Origin of the sequence: Paenibacillus sp. FSL R5-0527, from assembly GCF_038008055.1 — a bacterium.
Taxonomy (GTDB): Bacteria; Bacillota; Bacilli; order Paenibacillales; family Paenibacillaceae; genus Fontibacillus; species Fontibacillus macerans.
This window is the reverse complement of record NZ_JBBOYI010000001.1, coordinates 3,997,029-4,014,098: the sequence shown is the minus strand read 5'-3', so window position 1 is coordinate 4,014,098 and position 17,070 is coordinate 3,997,029. Positions and strand designations below refer to the sequence as shown.

Genomic DNA, 17,070 nt, shown 5'->3' with positions numbered 1-17,070 from the left:
GTTGAATACTCAACAGAATCAAAAATATTACCGATTGCTGCGGTATTTCTACGGATGTTAAGGTAATTGTAATCAACAAATGTTATTTTTTCAACAAATGTTCATTCATTTTGAAGGTGAGGAGAGAAATATGAGAGTACTGGTTTACGGAGCCGGCGTTTTAGGAAGTTATTTGGCCCATGTTCTTGTGCGCGGGGGCAATCAGGTCACCGTACTGGCGAGAGGGAAACGGGCGGAGGAATTAGAGCGGGATGGCCTCATCATTCGCCATTACTTTCAGCGGAAAACGACGGTGGATCAGGTGCGCGTCATTCGGACGCTGGAAGCGGCCGATATTTACGACCTCATTTTTGTCGTCATGAAATATTCGGATTTTCCGGCGGTCCTGCCGATTTTGGCCGATAACCGGAGCAGCAACATCATCATCGTTGGCAATAACACGGACGCCCGAGACATGCAAAATTACCTGAAAGAGCATAGCAATACGTCCAAAAGTATCGCCTTCGGATTCCAAATTAGCGCCGGAACCAGAGAAAACGGCAAAACCGTCTGTATCCGCGGCGGCGGCGGGCAGATGGTGCTTGGCGGCTTGGACGGTCCGATCCCCTTTAAGGCCGACCTTGACCTGGCGTTTGCGAATGTGAAATACAAACTAATCTATCACGATAACATCGACGCTTGGCTGAAAAACCATATCGTCCCCATTCTGGCGCTCACTTACGCCGTAACCATCCATGAGCGCCGGATGAAGAAGATCGCCGGGGACGGCAAGCTGCTGCGGCAGATCGTCGCGGCCATGGACGAAGGCTTTCGCGTGCTGGAAGCCCAGGGTTATCCCCTGGTGCCGGCCGGGCAAGCTTCATTTATTCGTAAACACCCCACGCTGTTGCGCCTGCTTTTAAAAATTTATCACCTGCTGCCGGCCAGCCGGCTGGTCGATGGTTCGGCCTACGAAATTGCCGCTTTAAGCAGCGTATTCCGCGTGTGGAAGAACAGGTCCAACGTCTCTACTCCCAACTGGGATATCCTCGAAGAGCAATTTCTCGCGAAAGGTCCTTTTTAAATTTAGCTATTTTCCATTGATAATCGCCATAAAGTTAGCTAAAATAAATTCATAAATTAGCTAATCCGAGGTGAGCCTGATGCGCGTTTCTTCCACCGATATGCAGAACAATTTCGGGAAGTATTTAAAGTTTGCGGAGGCGGGTGAGGAAATCATCGTGACGAAGAACGGCAAGGATGTGGCCAAATTGACGGCGTTTGCCGGGGAGGATGACGACCCCTTCCTTAAGGAGGAAGCGGCCAGATACGAAAGCGGCGATTGGGTGACCTACGAAGAGTTCCTTGAGCTGACCGAGACGTCGGAACAGCTCTTTGAGCTCATCGACGGCATCGTGTACAATCTTGCCTCTCCTTCGTACAAGCACCAACACGCGGTAAATGAACTGCATGGTACGTTTTATCTTTGGTTTAAAGGAAAACCTTGTACACCGCTGACATCCCCTTTTGACATTACGCTGAAAAAGTCAAAAACGAATATTTGTGTCGTACAGCCGGATTTGGTCGTCATTTGCGGCAAAGATCAAATCAACGAACGCGGCAAATATATGGGCACGCCGGAACTGGCCGTCGAGGTGCTGTCTCCTTCCACGCGAAGCAAAGATTTGATCCGGAAGCTCGACTTATACCGGAAATGCGGCGTGAAGGAATACTGGATCGTCGATCCGATGAAGGAGCAAGTGACGGTGTTCACTCTGACTGACGGCGAAATCGCGGATGTAGCCTATTACTCGAAATCCGGCGACCCGTACGCGCTCTCGCAGCTTTACGAGGGCTTGCGCGTATCGATGCAGGATCTGTTCGCGTAATCCCCGGCTCATGTCAACAAAAAAAGCAGGCGCCCCTAGGCCCCTGCTTTTTTGTCCAAATAGGTTTCCGTCGTTTTCATGCCCTCTTTGCGTTTTTTGGCATATTCCGCCGTTGCGGTGAACAGTACATCGGAGGATGAATTAAGCGCCGTTTCGAAAGAGTCCTGCAATACGCCGATAATGAAGCCTACACCAACGACCTGCATCGCAATATCGTTCGAAATACCAAACAAGCTGCAGGCCAAAGGTACGAGAAGCAGCGATCCGCCGGCCACGCCGGAGGCGCCTGCGGCAGCTATTGCCGACAGTACGCTGAGGATCAGCGCCGTGCCAAAATCCACTTGAATGCCCAACGTGTGAACAGCCGCAAGCGTTAAAACGGAGATCGTCACCGCCGCCCCCGCCATATTAATCGTCGCTCCCAAGGGAATGGATACCGAATACGTGTCTTTATCCAGCCCTAATTTTTCGCATAAACGCATATTGACCGGAATGTTGGCCGCGGAACTTCTCGTGAAGAATGCCGTTATCCCGCTTTCCTTCAAGCAGCTGAACACAAGCGGGTACGGATTTCTGCGGATGTTCAGATACACGATCAGCGGATTCACCACAAGCGCCATAAACAACATGCATCCAATCAGTACGAGAAGCAGCTTCCCGTAATCAAGCAAGGACGAAATACCGTTTGCGGTGATAGTGTCAAACACAAGTCCCATGATCCCGAACGGCGCCAATTGAATGACCCATCTGACGATTTGCGATACGGCGTCCGAAAATTGGGTGAGCAGGTTTTTCGTTTGATCGCCGGCGCCTTTTAGCGCTACGCCAAGCAGGACCGCCCATGCCAAAATGCCGATATAGTTAGCGTTGATCAGGGCTTTTACCGGGTTGTCCACCACCTGGAACAGCAAATCCTTCAGCACTTCGACAATGCTGCCGGGTGGAGTCAGGTCCCCGCTGCCCGCAGCAAGCGACAAGCTTACCGGAAAAATGAAACTTACCACAACCGCAATCAATCCTGCCAAAAAAGTGCTTATTCCATAAAGGACGAGGATCGATTTCATGTTCGTTTGGCTGCCCTTCTTATGGTTCGCAATAGCGGCCATGACCAAGAGCAAAACCAATACGGGAGCTACCGCCTTTAAGGCGGATACGAATAAGGTGCCGAAAATAGCAATCCCCGTTGCCTTGGGAACGGACAGGGCCAATACAATCCCAACGATAATTCCCAGAAAAATTCGTTTTACGAGACTCATTTGATTCCATTTGAGCACTATTGTTTTCATTTTCTCCTCCGGATACCAATCTGACAAAATATAGCCGAGCACTACCGCGACGCTGTAGCGAGACATAGCGTTAGTTTATCACGTAAATTGGCGGTTGTGCGCGGGAAAAATTATCTATTTTGTTAATTTTACAAAATTTTCAATTCATGGCACCTACTGCGAAACCATTTGCCCTGACGTCATTCGTATGGGCATCCTATAAAGTGAAAGAAGGAGTAACCCGCCCGGGGAAACAATGAAAAGGCTGGCCCGTTTGAAAAACCCGAGCGGAACATAAAGGAAAAAAATGTCGCTATTTCGGCGACATCACCCATTTTGAGAGAAATAGAGGAAATTTATGTCGCTATTTTTTTAAAACGCAGGAGGGTGACCACTTTTTGCACCATTAGTTGGAATAAGGCCATAAAAATCCGTTATTGGTGATGAACTTGCTCGCTTACGGAAAATAAGACCATAAAATTCCGCTATTTTTATGAGGGGGTTCCTTAGCCAGCCCGATTACTTACCGCCTAAGGCCCCCTCTACCATGTAATTCGCCAAGTCGATATCGATATCCAATCCAAGAACCAGCTTGGCCAGTTGAAACCCGATATACGGACCCATCGTTAGTCCCGATGCTCCCAAGCCATTGGCCACGTAAATGCCTGACCAGCCGGGCAAAGCGCCGATCACGGGGAGAAAGCCCGGAGTGAACGGGCGAAAACCGACCCTCGCCTCCATAAAGCCGCCTTCCGCGAGCCCGGGAGCATGCTCCAGCCCTTTATTTAAAACCTCCTGCAGACCGCCCGCCGTAACGCGCGTGTCGAAGCCTTGCGGATCGTTCTCATGGGTGGCGCCGATCACAATCCGCTGGCCGTCGAAGGCCAATATATACTGATCGCCGGGCGGCATAACGACGGGCCAAGGCCCCGTGTCCGCATCCGGCAATGCCAAATGAACGATCTGCGCTTTCTGACAGGTCGCTTTAAAATCTACGCCTAGCGGCTTCAACAGCGGATTGGCCCATGCTCCTGCACAAACTAGAACCGCGTCGGATTCGATCGTTTGATCCTCAACTTGGACCCCGGTGGCGGTTGAACCGGCGAATCGGATCGCGGCGTCTCCGTTCAGCTGCGTGGCGCCAAATCCGATCGCGGCGCGCAGCAGCGCATCCCGCAGAGCGCGTCCGTCGACGCGGGCAGCCCCGCTAATATGCAGAGCGGCATAGTCGTCCGCCAGCGAAGGAAACAACCGCTTCACTTCACCGGGATTCAGCCGCGTGATCTCGCCGATTTCCGGGGCATCCTGCCGGCGTTTGACAGCCAGCTTTTCCAGTTGGACAAGCTTTTCAATCTCCTTATGTAAACGAAGCGCCCCCACCCGGGCATAACCGGTTTCGGTCTCCCCGCCCTGTTCCAGCTCTGCGATCAAAGAGGGGTAAAACCGCGCGCCCTCCTTGGCCAGCCGATACCAGGCTTGGTTGCGCCGCTGCGATATCCACGGGCAAATGATTCCGGCAGCGGCAGCGGTCGCTTGTCCCGGGTCTTTCCGGTCGACAATGATCACTTCCGCTCCCCTTTTAGCCAATTGATAGGCCGTTGAAGCGCCTAAAATTCCCGCGCCGATGACAATAAACTTTTGCATGGTTCAGCATCCTTTTTTGTCTTAATTCATGTTGTATTTTTCCTTACGCTGGCTGACCGCAAACAAGACAAACGATAAAATCTGCAAAAGTAACATAGGAATCGCCAGCCAGAGGAAAAAAAGCGATACGATCGGCGCCAAAAGCATCACAACGGCTTCCACGCTCCGAACGTAATTAAACGGAACCAGTCTTGAATGGCCTTCCATCAATAAAGAAATGATGGCGGCCACCAGCATCATACTAAATAGAAGTGAAACATAGGCGGCAGTCGCGGCCATTCGGCTTAACGCGGTGTCCTGCACCAGGAACGCAGCCAAGTAAAAAAATGCAACCACGCCCACGGCAAACATGAAAATAATCGGTTTCAGCGGGATGAACAGTTTGGAGACCGTCTCGACTACATCCGTAGGCATCGTTAATGGAGACAGTTTTTCCTTGACTCTGTCAAGACGATCGATCTCCTTTTGGACAATGGATAGCAGAGTGGTAAGGACAAAAGCATCTTCCTCCGTATAATAATCCCTTAGAACTTGGCGGGCCTCCCCTGTAAAACACGAGCTCGCTTCCCCTAACTTTATGTACAAATGCTGCTTGGCCTGCGAATCTTCCGGTTTGTTGATCGCCTGGGCGATCGCGGCTTCAACCCCGGCGTACAAGTCCATCCGCCTTTGAATCAGCGACAACTTAGCCCGATTGCTCTCTTCCATCATCCCCTTAAATTCTTTATAAAGCCACACAAGGGCCATAAATGCAACAACCATAGCCAATGCCCAAACGGGAGTATGCTGTAAATAATCTATTAATTTGTCCAACACGAACCAAACACCTCATAATCAGAGTTCTTCTGTCACATTAGCCATTATACTATAATCTGGAAACCTGTCGAACTGAACTTTTTTGGTCGCGGAAAAAATAAAATAGGGCAACTCAGAACTGAGTCGCCTTGGAACTATCATTTCGGCTATCTATTTATTTCAGCTTCTTTACCGTGACGGCGACCTTCTCAAGCTGCGCCTGGCTCAAGGCATGATCCGGCGAGCTCAGCGTGACGAAACGGATGAAGGCAAGAAGGTAACCTTGGCAGGCGGGGCTTCGGCATCATTACATCAAGCACCATCACATCCGGACGGAACGTATCGACGCGGTCCAGCGCCTCCTGTCCGTCCGCCGCCGTTTCCACCGTATATCCCTCTCTCCTGAGCGCATAAGCAACGGCGTCGGAAATGCTCGCTTCATCGTCAACGACTAACACCTCGGTCATGGGAATACTCCTTTATTCTCTTTAGACTTCCTTCTCCCCGCTTGTCTCATACAACTCCGGGGCGTAGAACCATTTTGAATTGCTCTTACATATGTATGTCCAAGCCGCTGGCTACGATGGAGAACTCGTTTAAACCTGTTTCCGGGGACTCCAACAGTAAACAGAGTTCGAATAGGCCGGTTTCCAGCAGATAAACTTCTTCGTACAGACACAAACTTCGAACCGGGTCAGCATCGCAACGGAGCGAATTCACCTCCAAAAAAGTGAGGCGCGTCTCCTTTTCCTTAAAGCATTCCTGGATTACGATCTCGACGCGGCGATCCGCAGATGAAGTCATCCTTATCAGCTTCGCATCATGAAATCTGATTTTTTCTTTCAAACCTCTAACCGGCATAGGCAGACTTGGCTTTATCGCCTCATAGTTGACTCTATAGTCCTTGCAGCGCCTTTCCCATTCTTCATCCCAGCTTCGTTTCCACTCATCGATCAAAGCGGCCAAATCCGGCGCGGGCAACCTCGTCTTCATGATGCTCCCATCTTCAACCGCAGCTTGCAACGGACCGGACAAATATTTGAGCATATATGGCTTGATCAGTAAGAACATTTGATAGGCCTCTTCCTCGAAATCCCTGCCGTTCTCCAAATACCAAGCCTTATCTTCTTCCAAATCCTGTTCCGTTTCCGGATAAAAGAAATAACCGCGCACCTGCATCTGCTCATACATTTCTTTGGTAAAGTATTTCAATGATAATCCTCCTTGCCAACTCCCTTTTCCCTAAAGGCAGGGGATTCTTGGGAGCAGCCAGCTAGCGCCAATTTGTATCCAAGTTACTCCATCTTATTATCACTGCTTTATATCCCTTCTTTATATTAACATTCTAAGAATGTTAATCCGAATTTTCCATCTAATTTCCTATCTTAGAGCAACATCTACTGGCAAAGGAAGGTTCCTATTAAGATCGTTCGGTGACAATAACCACGCCTTATAACACACCGTTCATTCCACCAAATATCCGGCCAAGAACATTAGAATATATCATGATAAAAGATAATATCAGGGCTATTGGAAGAATGACCAAAATGTTCATTTTCTTTTTCGGAATAGTAAACAACAAAACAACGATCATAATTAAATATATTCCCATAAGCAATGGTATTAAATAATAATGCTGGTGAATAGGCAAGTAAGCGTTGCGCAATTCAAACCCTTCCGACAGCAATATTGTGATTGGAAGCGCGGAAATAATATTAGCGAACAATCCGTTTCCACGCGCATACCACATCAAATAAGCACAAACAGGAGAGACCACCGCGCAAATCCCCCAAAAAACAATGGCTTTTTGCGGAAAAAAATGCAGCACCAGCGTTGTGTAAACATAATAAACCGTAAGCATCGCCCCAAAAAAGGCGAACACTCTTACAGCGGCTAATTTGGGCGAATCGCTGAAAACCGATAAAAGTGCTGCAACAAATACCCATATACCAAGACGTCCACCGAGATCGTCAAAGATCGGGTTGATATTCGGACTATCCACAAGTTTTGCTGCTAAGCCCAAAATAACCCCGATAATAATTGCGTATATTATTGATAAAATTTTTTGTTTTCTATTTGATTTGTTCGCAGCTCTAATCTGATTTAATTGGTTATAAATTTCTATAATACTCTCCGCCTTTCAAGCCCTGACAAGATCAAAATCTACCGTTCTTTATAATCCGGCAGGCGTCCATGATCATGCCATTAACCGTACATTTTATTTTCCGGAAATACCGGAAAATCCCCCCCCCCCAACTTTTCGCCCAAAGCACAAAGCTTCCTTGACCGCGTCCAAATATAAGAGCGTGTTTAGCAATTAAGCCCAGTCATCTCAAGTGGACCGGGCTGTGATATCATTTTTCGATAAATCATTTTAAGTTTATATTTACTTAGCAGTTTCCTGATACCAAAAAAGCGCATAGACGTTCAGAACAAGTTCAACATCCGGTGACGTATAAGAGGAACAACGGTAAAACAAACAGTGCGCACCAATAGAAAATCGGTACGCATTGTACAGAGTTATTCAACCCAGCGAATCACGTCATCTGCTTCTCTTCTTGTCTTAGGACGCGGAGCTTTGACACGGTATCCGAACGCAGCCATCACGCTGATTCCGTAGTGATCGTTTTCCAGCAGCCCTGCTTCGCGTAAAATGGCGTTCACGCTGTCTATATCGAAGCCTTCGATCGGACAAGAGTCAATGCCGATGAGAGCGGCGCTGGTCATCATGTTGCCGAGAGCAATATAGGTTTGCTTTGAAGCCCAATCAAACAGCGCGCGTTCCGACTCCATCAGCTTGAAATCCTCTTCCTGGAACGACCGGTAACGGCCCATCATGTTTTTGACATTATCCGCCGGAATTTGTTTGACCCCGGTCATTTGCCGCCAGAAGTAATCGGAATCGTATCTTACATCCTTGCGGGCTAAAATCAACACAAAATGGCTGGCGGTAAGCAGTTGGCCCTGTGCCCCCCAGCTCACGGCACGCAGCTTCTCGCGCAAATCCGGATTCTGGACAACGACAAACTTCCAGGGCTCGAGTCCAACCGAGCTTGGAGAGAGCCGGGCCGTTTCCAGAATGAAATTAAAATCTTCAGCGGAAATTTTCTTTGTCGGATCAAACTCTTTGGTGGCATGTCTAAATTCGAAGGCTGCCAATATATCTTCTTTTTTTACGCTATGGTTCACAGAATCCAACTCCTTTAATATAAATTGGCAATAGTTTATTTATCCTCCAATTACTGGTCGTTTGACAACAAAAATATATCACCTTCACATTTGGTAGTCAATTGATTCGTGCGGGCTTTTTCAGGATAAATATGACTTTCTTAAATATTGGATGACGGAAAAGTTCCAAATGGCTATACGGGATAGACTTGAACTTGCTGAACCCTTCGCGTGGAAGGACTATATGCCGCTCCCGCCACGTTACGTATAAGGAAGAGAGGGAAAGCCCACGAAATGCAAAAGTGCAGGCGGTTTTTGTCGAACCCCCTCAATATGGGCAGTTCAAATGCAAAAGTGCAGTTCATTTCCGGTCAAAAGTTACTTTTTTATCGTATAGCCCTAAATGAGATGTACTTTTGCACTTCAACCGCTCTAAAATGGTAATTTAGGGAAAATAGAATACACTTTTGCAGTTGACTCCATCAAGCCGTCCTTCTTCCCATTGTCTTCCCATAAAAAACGAACATCTGCCAAAGCTCGTACGGCGTTCAGCACAACTCCCGGAGCTGATTCATAAAGCCGCCGGCTGCACCGAAAGTTGAGTTATAAATCCTTGCGGACAAAACGGCGCAGCCCCATCCAAAAGAGCACGGCTGTATAAAGCACCGCGTATATTAAAAAGGCTGTCGAAGGAACTTCGCCGATACCGAACGGTCCAGTATCACCCACCGGGATAAGTCCGCTGATTTCCTCGAAGCTGAACAGCACCGCCTGCATTTTCCGCAGCAGCGCGTCGGCCGGCATAATCAGCTGCAGAACTCCGGCCACATTATTCAAGGTTTGCAATGGTTCAGGCTTCAGGTCGATGGATCCGGCGATTTTACCGATCATGCCGCCAAGCCAGCCTGCCCCGTAGAGCATCGTCATCACCACACCGTTTGCAACGGAGGACAGGTAGCCGGAACCGAACATGGACACGGTTACGAGCAAAGGAACAACCGAGGCAAAAAGCAGGAAAGCCTGAACCAGTACAACCGGGTCACGTGGAATTGCGGCATGGATATCGGTAATCCACAAAATCAAGCTATATAAAATCAAGGCATAAAGCACGCCCAGAGAAACGTAACCGAGCCAGCGGCCCGTATACCATTTCCACCTCGGAATCGGCCGCGGCAGCATCGCCTGCATCACCCCCTGCTCGGCCTCGCCGGCAATCGCGGAAAATGAACTGAAAATAGCCAAAAAAGCGAGCACAAAGCCGGCGAAGAAAAAACCGAGCAACAGAATGAACATCCCGGTCGTAAATTGCTGGATTAGTTCTTCGTTATTATTGGCGCTTATGGTTCCCCTGTCCCCGATGGCTCCAGCAATAAACCAAAATCCGATCAGAAACACGGCTGTCATCAAAAATGTCAGCAGCAGGACACGTTTGCGCAGCAGCTCCTTCCAGGTCATCGTCCAAATTATTCTCATTCCTGTTCCCCCCTGTGATTGAGCCCGGCAACAGCTTCCATGAACCACTCCTCCAGCCGTTCACGGACTCTGGCGACTTCATACAGCGTCATTCCTTGACCGATCAGCAGCGTATTAATCCAGCCCGCCTGCTCCTCGTTCTCCAGCTCCGCTTCAAGCCACACGGTATCACCCGCACTTCCTGCGCCGGTCAGGCCGGCTTCGCCTTTTTCATCGGCAGCTGCCCGAAAGCTGAAGCCTGTCGTTTCATGAAGCCAAGACAGCAAAAAAGGCGAAAATCCGCCGACTTTAAAACGCCAGCAGACTCGCTTCTGAAGTACTTCGGCCACCCGTCCATGACGGAGCACCTGCCCGTTATTCAAGAGCGCCATGCGGTCGCACAGCACTTCCACATCCTCCAGCAGATGGGAGTTCAGGAAAATCGTTTTCCCCTGCTGCTTCAGTTCTTCAAGGATCGCGCGGACATGCATTCTGCCGACGGGATCCATGGCCGACGACGGCTCGTCCAGGAAAACTACCGCCGGATCGTTCACGAGAGCGCAAGCCAGTCCAAGCCGCTGCTGCATGCCTTTGGAATAATGCTTAACCCGGTCCTTCCCCCGTTTGCCCACACCCACCCTGTGCAGTAGCTCAGGGATTCTCCGGTTCGCCTCCTGCTTGTCCAAGCCGCATAGCCGCGCGTGCAGCCGGACGACCTCTTCGCCGGTCAGCCATTCCTGATACCGGTACAGCTCGGGCAAATATCCGATTTGCCGCTTCGCCTCAATTGTACCGATGGGGGCGCCCATGATGCTCGCCTCGCCGGCCGTCGGATGGATCAGTCCGACCAGCATTTTTACGAACGTGCTTTTCCCGGCACCGTTAGGACCGAGGAAGCCGAAGGCTTCCCCTTTTCCTACAGTGATGGTGACATTCCGGCAGCCGCGTCCGTTGCTGTATTCCTTGGTCAACCCGTTAGCGTCGATGGCCGCCTCGGTCATGCCTCCACCAGCTCCTTCAATTTGTTCATGAAATCAGTTTCCGTTGCGTAGGCAGAGCCACCGTCAAAATGGAACAACTGTCCGTCTTTAATCCAGACGGCCGTACGGTCTGTCATGCTGCTGTACTCGCGTTCTTCAACAAGCACCTTGGTGCCGCCAATCGTGAGTTCATCGGTTTTGGCGCTTTTATCAACGATATACGGCATTGGAATCGATCCGGAAAGGATGCTGCTCTGCTGCAGCTGGTTTTTCAGACCGGCTGGCAAAATCGGAAGCTGCAGAACCGCCTCTAGAGCTTCTTCCACATCAACGGACGGGTCCACCGTAATTTCCGGCGCCTGCATCTGTGCCAGGGACGCCCAGTGCTCCTGATCCGTATTCAAATCGTAAGTTACACTTTCATGAAGGGTTAAGGTGATCGCTTTTCCGTCAATCGATTCCGGCAGCAGCTTCGTTGCACCCACTCGCTGCATGGCCCGATTCACTTCTTCAACATTCATCTTCATTGTGATTTCGTTTGAAGGGCTGATGTAGACTTTCTCTTCGCCGCCTGTCAGATCAGAGGGCAAAAGCTGATACCCCAGCCGGGAAGCCGCCTGCTCACGGGTAAATTCCCCTTGAACGGTTCCTCCCTTGGTTATAAACTGCCCGAATGTATTGTCCTTGCTGAGCGTTTCGCCCGGAACGAGCTGATTAAACAGGCTTTCAAGCGTATCGCCGTCAACCGTTGCGATCTCCTGCACGCGGAATTGGTTCAAAATCGCCGCGAGCGCGTTATTGCCCATAGGGGTGGCAAGAACGGCGCTGAAGATAACGGCTGCCGCTGCGGCCGCTATCCACTTGCGGTTGCGGCTTGCCCGGCGGCGGGAGGCTGTTGCCGGAGCCGGAGCTTCAGTAGTCGGCTGAGACGCCTCATTGGAAGCTGCGGCTGAAACCGCCGGCCCCGGAAGAGCATCGGCTAACTGCAGACCGTTCTGCTTGCTCTGCGTGGCCCATGTCTCCCATTTATCGTTTACCGGCTCCGTTGCCAGTTTCGTTTGCAGCCGTTCCCAGGCTTCGCGCGTTCTTTTATCCTCTCCAGAATTATGCGGATGGGTCGTCATATTTTTTCAATCCTTTCCGATGGTTAGTCCTGCCGGGCCATGGCCTTGGTGGCAGTCTGCTGCAGCTTGCGTGTCGCTCGTTGCAGCAGACTGCCGATCAGCGGCGGCCTGACATTAAGCTCCTGCGCGATCTCCGCGTAGCTGTAGCCCGAATAGCGGAGAAGCAGCGCCTGGCGGTCCCGCTCGGGAAGGCTGTCCAGCCAGGCCCTTACTTCATCCTGATCCATTTGGCGCATAAGCGCCTCTTCTCCGGATTCCGGAGCAGCCTCCCCCTCGTACATCATTTCCTGCTTGTTTTGCAGCTTTCTCTCTCTTGCTTTTTTCTCCAGGTAATCGTATCCGATTCTTGTCAGTACGCGGTGCAGCCATGCCCCCAAGGCTTCCGGGTTGTCCGGCGGGTTCCTGTACAGTCTGAGGAATACCTCCTGCGCCAAATCGTCGGCGGCGGCTTCATCACGCACGAGGGCGGTCAATTTTCGGTGTACGGTTGGATAATGCGCAAAAAATATGTTACGGAATGCCGAGGATTCCGGAATACTCATTTTGTGTTTGCCTCCTTTCAGCTGCAGCTATTAGAAAGACGAACCCTTTTTTAATTTTGTAGCAGGATCGGAAGAATTTTTTCGGATTAATCATTTTTTAGATTATATAGCAGAGCTTTGTCCACTTGTACCGGTAAAATTGCCTACCCAAATACATTACGGCCGCTGTCTCAAAAGTAGCTAATTTCATAGAAAAAGGGCAATCCCCGAGCCATTTTCTATGGCTCTTATGAGACTACCCTGTTACCAATAAGGTTTTCAATTATTGCTTACTGACTTTTCTTTACTTCGTTATTCTTCTCTATATAGGTCCAAGTATAATATGCAGCTCTAAATAAGAGAGGAACGAGTAATGCCAGGGGCCTGAATTGTTGAGGTAAATAAATTATAAGGAGTATTCCAGCTATTTACTATTTCCTTTATTTTACCGTACTTCTCATTTCAGGGAGCGTAATTTTCAATTTTTTGACGCCGGTGAGATAGGAGTAAGCTTCTATACAGATTTGAATTTGCTTAATCTGCATTATACAATTGATGAGGGTTTATCCTAAATCTCTGTTAGGGTTTACTTTGAAACCGAACCGGCCAGCCTGCGTAACAAACTGGTAAAGGTTCTTTAAGGAGGATGAACGGTATGATTATGACCACAACATCAACGATTGAAGGTTATCCTGTAAGACAGTATCTAGGTATCGTAACCGGCGAAGTAATTATGGGCGCCAACGTGTTCAGAGATTTTCTCGCCTCGATTACGGACGTTGTCGGAGGTCGCTCGGGCGCTTACGAAGGCAAGCTGCAGGAAGCGAGAGAGACCGCACTCGAAGAAATGAGACAACAGGCTTCGCGTTTGGGAGCAACGGGCATTATTGGGATAGACATCGATTATGAAGTTGTCCGCGAAGGAATGCTTATGGTTTCCGTTAGCGGAACAGCAGTGCTTGTGTAACGATGGGGTTTGAGCAGCCGGTCATGGTAAATGGCCGGCTTGTTTCCGTTCTAAATATTTCGCAAGATGTTCCTGATCCTGATTTCTCTCCCTTAATAGCTTGAAAAATGGTTGCTCATCCAGCGGCTCAAGCTTAACATAAGGACAAAAAATGCCGCTATTTCGGCCATACCCCCGTTTTGAGCAAAATAGTGGCAAATGATGTCGTTATTTACTCGAATCACAATAAATTCCGGCGTTCTGAACTATTTATGGGAAAATAAGGACAAAAAATGCCGCTAATGGTGATCAACATGCCAGGCTCCGGACAATAAGATCATAAAATGCCGCTATTTTTATAGCAGGGAGATCAGCCAGCGGATTGCCTCGAAAAAAACGAAAAGCAAACCGCACCATACGACCTGCAGTTTGCTTTTAAGCAGTTTATATTAGCGTTATTTCATCGCCGCAACGATCTCTTCACTCGTCCGCACCTTGCCGAGCCGCGGGAAAATGTACTTGCACACATATTCGTGCTCCTCCCGCGTCGATGCCGTCATGGCATCTTCGGCGAAAATCTGCTGGTAGCCGTGCTGGAACGCCTCTCTGGCCGTGGTGTCCACGCCGATCGAGGTGGAGATCCCGCACAGCACGATCGTTTCGATGCCCCGGCGGCGCAGCTGCAGATCCAGGTCCGTACCGTAAAACGCGCCCCACTGCCGTTTGGTCACAAGGTGCGCGTTTTTCACGCCGGCCAGTTCGGGTACGATCCGGTCCCAGCCTTCGGGATATTGCACGGAGTTCAAACCCATATCCGTCTGCGGCTTCAACGCATCTTTGCCGTCCGCGAACGACACCCTGACCAGCACGACGAAACCGCCCTTCTCCGCAATCGCCTGCGCCAGCTTGCCGGCGTTTTGAATCACCTGCCCGCTCGTATAAGGAGCGCTCTGACGCCCGGCATGGGCAATGCCCTCCTGCAGATCGATTACCACCAGCGCCGTTTTCTCAACATGAATTTCCGTCACTTTTGCATCTGCCATACTAATTTCCACACTCCTGTCTTTTGCTTATTTCGGGACACCCGTTATTTCGGGCCGGTTCATGGTCCGGTACACTTTAAAATATACCCAAACCGCGTTGATCAACAACAAAGCGCTCGTTGCGATGAATACGTATTCGGCGCCCAGCCAGGCCGCGATCTGGCCGCCCAACACCGAGCCGGCGAACACGCCCAGGTATCCGGCCGCCATGCTGAACCCGAACACCCGGCCCGTTAGGGCATCCGGTGTGATTTTTTTGATCAGCGTATTAACCGACGGGCTCAGCCCCGCCGCCGCGATCCCCAGCAAAAACCGCAGCCCCGTCAGCTGCCAGGGGTTCGTGACGAAAGCTTGCGGGATGAACAGGATGCCGGCCGCAATCAGCGCCGCCAGGATCACTTTGTGCGCCCCCACCCGGTCGGATAGCTTGCCGAGACGCGGCGCCGTCAAAACATTGGCCAGACCCGAAGCCGAAAAAGCGATCCCGGCCATCAGCGCCACATGGCTGGATGTTTGGGAAATCTGCTCAATGTACACCGTGATGATCGGCTCGACCGAATACAAAGCCACGCTTAAGATGAAAAAGGTGACGAACAAGGTCAGGGTCAAGCTTTTTTCGGGAATCCCGCTCCAAATTTCTTTCATTCCCGGAACCTTGCTCTCCGTCCGGACAAAATCCTCCTTGACAAACAACAACGTCGTCAAAAAGGCGATCAACATCAGCGCGCCGATGAGAAAAAAGTCGTTTTGCATCCCGAAGTTTTCACCGATAAATCCGCCGATCGTCGGCCCTAACAGCGAACCCGCGATATTGGCCGTAGACAGCGTTCCCAAGGCAAACCCGGCGTGCTCCTTATCCGTCTGGGTGGCGATCAGCGTCGTACAGGCGGTGCTGTAACCCGTGATCACCCCCTGCAGCAGGCGAAGTCCGATCAGCACGTACACATTTGGCGCAAATCCCATACAGCCGATCACGATCGCCATGCCCAGGCTGGCCCGCAGCAGCATCGGCTTGCGTCCGTATTTGTCGGCGGCCAGCCCCCAGATTGGCGAAAAAATCGCCGACACGATAAACGTAATCCCAAAAGCAAGCCCGGAGAATCGCGCGATTTCCCCGGCATCTCCGACGCCAAGCTGCTTGATGTACAGCGGCAAAACCGGCGCGAGCTGGCTCAAGCCAATCCCCGTCACGAACATGCCGAACCAGCACACAAGCAAATTTCTTTTCCAAATCGGCATAATGCAAAGCCTTCTTTCCGCTCGATAACCTGATGACCCGCACACGTGATCCCGTATACGTGAAATGAACAATATTGCAGGATTATTCTACCCAAAGAATTCGCCTTTTTCCATGCACAATCTTATAATCCATGGACGATTTTGCCATGATATTCCGAAGGGCTGATCCCCTCCATCCGCTTAAAAATCCGGCTGAAGTAGAATTCATCCGCAAACCCGAGCTCGCGGGCGACTTCCTTCACTTTTTTGTCCTCCTCGGCAAGCAGCTCCTTGGCTTTATCCACTTTGATTTTGTTGAAATACTCGATCACCGAATATCCCGTCGTGCTCTTGAACGCCCGCGAAAGGTAATATGTGGACAGATGAACCAGTTCGGCCAATTCCCCCAAAGTCACCCGCTGTCCGATATGCAGATGCATGTATTCGATCACTTTTTCAATTTTCAAGCTGACCGCGTGATTTTCGTTTTGCTTCTGCCGATGTTGGGAAATTTCGAACAGCAGCTGGAGAAGATAGGCTTTCGAGATCAGCTCATACCCCGGCCGCTTCGAATCCCAGCTATCCACCAGCTTTTTGAAGGTATCCGCGATTTGATAGCCGTTTTTGAGCATCTGCGCATCCTGCAGCGGCAGCGAATGGACTTCGTTCCCGACCGACCAGGCGCCGTCATCATAGCGGATGTTCGCATAGCTGAAATGCACGGTCAGGCAGCTTATCGGATCACGGGCGTCAACCTCGATCGTATGTAAAACATCGGGACGGATGTAGCACAGCGTGCCTTCCTGCAGCGTGTGACTTCTGTTGTCCACGATAAAACGGCCTTTTCCTCCGGTCACCAGAAGCAGTTCGTGGTGCTGGAGCGTCCGGGTGATCAGGCTCCGCAGTTTCCGCGGATCGTTTGGGGACCGGCTGTTGCAGTAATGGATATAGGGAAAGACGTTTTTCAGATTCATGGCTCCTCCTTGAATTGCCGCTTCGTAATAAAACTCCCGCTCCATGAGCGGTGCACGGAGGCGGGAGTGTCT

16 protein-coding genes and 1 pseudogene are annotated in these 17,070 nt (G+C 50.4%); 3 read left to right on the top strand and 14 right to left on the bottom strand.

Annotated elements, in window-relative coordinates:
• The first annotated feature begins 130 nt into the window (after positions 1 to 130).
• Entirely contained in the window at positions 131 to 1,063 is a 933-nt protein-coding gene (locus tag NYE69_RS17610) for a ketopantoate reductase family protein (RefSeq protein WP_340927228.1), read from the top strand.
• Positions 1,064 to 1,142: 79 nt separating this feature from the next.
• Positions 1,143 to 1,868 (top strand): type II toxin-antitoxin system prevent-host-death family antitoxin, encoded by a 726-nt coding sequence (locus tag NYE69_RS17605; RefSeq protein ID WP_328272746.1) that lies wholly within the window; start codon positions 1,143 to 1,145, stop codon positions 1,866 to 1,868.
• 35 nt (positions 1,869 to 1,903) lie between these two features.
• On the opposite strand, the gene sstT is transcribed toward NYE69_RS17605, so the two are convergent.
• From sstT to NYE69_RS17550, 11 genes and pseudogenes are all read right to left on the bottom strand, one after another.
• On the bottom strand, positions 1,904 to 3,154 hold the full coding sequence (gene sstT, locus NYE69_RS17600) for a serine/threonine transporter SstT (protein ID WP_340927227.1): 1,251 nt from the start codon (positions 3,152 to 3,154) through the stop codon (positions 1,904 to 1,906).
• Positions 3,155 to 3,652: 498 nt separating this feature from the next.
• Positions 3,653 to 4,777 carry an NAD(P)/FAD-dependent oxidoreductase gene (locus NYE69_RS17595; RefSeq protein WP_340927226.1) on the bottom strand — a complete coding sequence of 375 codons (1,125 nt, stop codon included), beginning with the start codon at positions 4,775 to 4,777 and terminating at the stop codon, positions 3,653 to 3,655.
• Positions 4,778 to 4,798: 21 nt separating this feature from the next.
• A complete protein-coding gene (locus NYE69_RS17590) occupies positions 4,799 to 5,590 on the bottom strand; it encodes a hypothetical protein (protein WP_340927225.1) in 792 nt (263 codons plus the stop codon).
• Positions 5,591 to 5,868: 278 nt separating this feature from the next.
• Positions 5,869 to 6,039 (bottom strand): annotated as a pseudogene (locus NYE69_RS17585) (response regulator); the annotation flags it as partial.
• Positions 6,040 to 6,124: 85 nt separating this feature from the next.
• Positions 6,125 to 6,784, bottom strand: a complete 660-nt coding sequence (locus NYE69_RS17580) for a DUF4085 family protein (protein WP_328272006.1) — start codon at positions 6,782 to 6,784, stop codon at positions 6,125 to 6,127.
• A gap of 238 nt (positions 6,785 to 7,022) precedes the next feature.
• Positions 7,023 to 7,595 carry a DUF6518 family protein gene (locus tag NYE69_RS17575; protein ID WP_340927224.1) on the bottom strand — a complete coding sequence of 191 codons (573 nt, stop codon included), beginning with the start codon at positions 7,593 to 7,595 and terminating at the stop codon, positions 7,023 to 7,025.
• 497 nt (positions 7,596 to 8,092) lie between these two features.
• Positions 8,093 to 8,761 (bottom strand): NAD(P)H-dependent oxidoreductase, encoded by a 669-nt coding sequence (locus NYE69_RS17570; RefSeq protein WP_328272008.1) that lies wholly within the window; start codon positions 8,759 to 8,761, stop codon positions 8,093 to 8,095.
• A 582-nt stretch (positions 8,762 to 9,343) separates the two neighbouring features.
• The gene (locus NYE69_RS17565) at positions 9,344 to 10,213 is read right to left on the bottom strand and encodes an ABC transporter permease subunit (RefSeq protein WP_328272009.1); all 870 of its coding nucleotides are present in this window, start codon (positions 10,211 to 10,213) and stop codon (positions 9,344 to 9,346) included.
• Positions 10,210 to 11,193 carry an ABC transporter ATP-binding protein gene (locus NYE69_RS17560; protein ID WP_328272010.1) on the bottom strand — a complete coding sequence of 328 codons (984 nt, stop codon included), beginning with the start codon at positions 11,191 to 11,193 and terminating at the stop codon, positions 10,210 to 10,212. Before NYE69_RS17560 ends, NYE69_RS17565 begins: the two co-directional genes overlap by 4 nt.
• Positions 11,190 to 12,296, bottom strand: a complete 1,107-nt coding sequence (locus NYE69_RS17555) for a hypothetical protein (RefSeq protein WP_328272011.1) — start codon at positions 12,294 to 12,296, stop codon at positions 11,190 to 11,192. Before NYE69_RS17555 ends, NYE69_RS17560 begins: the two co-directional genes overlap by 4 nt.
• A gap of 23 nt (positions 12,297 to 12,319) precedes the next feature.
• Positions 12,320 to 12,838 (bottom strand): sigma-70 family RNA polymerase sigma factor, encoded by a 519-nt coding sequence (locus NYE69_RS17550; RefSeq protein WP_328272012.1) that lies wholly within the window; start codon positions 12,836 to 12,838, stop codon positions 12,320 to 12,322.
• Between the two features lie 634 nt (positions 12,839 to 13,472).
• On the opposite strand from NYE69_RS17550, the gene NYE69_RS17545 reads away from it, so the two are divergent.
• Positions 13,473 to 13,784, top strand: a complete 312-nt coding sequence (locus NYE69_RS17545) for a YbjQ family protein (protein WP_036623643.1) — start codon at positions 13,473 to 13,475, stop codon at positions 13,782 to 13,784.
• 434 nt (positions 13,785 to 14,218) lie between these two features.
• Here NYE69_RS17545 and NYE69_RS17540 read toward each other — a convergent pair whose 3' ends face one another.
• From NYE69_RS17540 to NYE69_RS17530, 3 genes are all read right to left on the bottom strand, one after another.
• Positions 14,219 to 14,806 (bottom strand): hydrolase, encoded by a 588-nt coding sequence (locus tag NYE69_RS17540; protein ID WP_328272013.1) that lies wholly within the window; start codon positions 14,804 to 14,806, stop codon positions 14,219 to 14,221.
• Between the two features lie 27 nt (positions 14,807 to 14,833).
• A complete protein-coding gene (locus NYE69_RS17535; RefSeq protein WP_328272014.1) occupies positions 14,834 to 16,045 on the bottom strand; it encodes a multidrug efflux MFS transporter in 1,212 nt (403 codons plus the stop codon).
• A gap of 122 nt (positions 16,046 to 16,167) precedes the next feature.
• Positions 16,168 to 16,998 carry an AraC family transcriptional regulator gene (locus NYE69_RS17530; RefSeq protein ID WP_328272015.1) on the bottom strand — a complete coding sequence of 277 codons (831 nt, stop codon included), beginning with the start codon at positions 16,996 to 16,998 and terminating at the stop codon, positions 16,168 to 16,170.
• Positions 16,999 to 17,070 lie beyond the last annotated feature (72 nt).